This window comes from Thioalkalivibrio denitrificans (assembly GCF_002000365.1).
Classification (GTDB): domain Bacteria; phylum Pseudomonadota; class Gammaproteobacteria; order Ectothiorhodospirales; family Ectothiorhodospiraceae; genus Thioalkalivibrio_A; species Thioalkalivibrio_A denitrificans.
The window spans coordinates 1-1,220 of sequence record NZ_MVBK01000147.1 but is presented as its reverse complement, the minus strand read 5'-3'; the positions used below and the strand labels follow the sequence as shown (position 1 = coordinate 1,220).

The 1,220-nt window shown below is 65.7% G+C and carries 1 protein-coding gene; it reads right to left on the bottom strand.

The features are described from left to right. Nucleotides 1–151: 151 nt before the first annotated feature. Entirely contained in the window at nucleotides 152–1,132 is a 981-nt protein-coding gene (locus B1C78_RS16940) for a malate dehydrogenase (protein ID WP_077280329.1), read from the bottom strand. Nucleotides 1,133–1,220 lie beyond the last annotated feature (88 nt).

Here is a 1,220-nt window from a genome sequence, read left to right as displayed (position 1 = left end):
CTCGCTACGAACGGTGGTGAGATAGGCGGGCTACTTGATTTCCGGCTTTCCTGTACTTCGAGACAAACCTGCTTTCTGGTTTTTTGCTTCGTGTCCTTCGTGCGCTTCGTGGTTCAAGGCTTTTCAGCGGCCGCGACAGGGGGCAGGGGCACTACGGCAGCAGGTGCGCCACCCCGTCGCGCTCTTCGCGGAGCTCGGTTTCTGTCGCCTGCATCATTGAGCGGCTGAACTCGTCGACCGACAGATCCTGCACGATGCTGTACTCGCCGTTCCTGCAGGTGACCGGGAACGAGTACATCAGCCCTTCCTCGATGCCGTAGCTGCCGTCGGACGGGATCCCCATGCTGACCCAGTCGCCGTCCGGGGTGCCCATCACCCAGTCGCGCACGTGGTCGATGGCGGAACTGGCGGCGGAGGCGGCACTGGAGGCACCCCGCGCCTTGATGATGGCGGCGCCGCGCTGCTGCACGGTGGGGATGAACTCCTTTTCGTACCAGTCCCTGGGCACCAGGTCGGGGGCCGCCTTGCCCTTCACGGTGGCCTGACTGATGTCCGGATACTGGGTGGCGGAGTGGTTGCCCCAGACGATCATGCGCTGCACGTCGGTGGTCTCGGCACCCGTCTTGGCCGCCAGTTGGGCGATCGCGCGGTTGTGGTCCAGGCGGGTCATGGAGGTGAATGCGCGCGCGTCCAGGTCCGGGGCGTTGCGGCTGGCGATGAGCGCGTTGGTGTTGGCCGGGTTGCCCACCACCAGCACCTTGATGCCGCGGCTCGCCACGTCGTTCAGCGCCTTGCCCTGGGTGGAGAAGATCTGGGCGTTGGCCTCCAGCAGATCCTTGCGCTCCATGCCGGGTCCCCGCGGGCGGGCGCCCACCAGCAGCGCAAAGTCCGCATCCCTGAAGGCCTCTTCCGCCTTGTCCGACAGGGTCATCCCGGCCAGCAGCGGGAAGGCGCAGTCTTCCAGTTCCATGGCAACACCCTTCAGTGCGTCCATGGCGGGCGGGATCTCCAGCAACTGCAGTATGACGGGCTGATCCCGGCCCAGCATGTCGCCCGCGGCGATGCGAAACAGCAGGCTGTAGGCGATCTGGCCGGCAGCGCCGGTGACAGCGACTCGAACAGGTGTCTTCATGAAAGACCCTCCCTCATGGATGGTGGTGGTCAAAAGTGCGCGCCGGGCCGTCGGCACGCGATGTCGTTGGCCCGGCGCGCACTTTTGA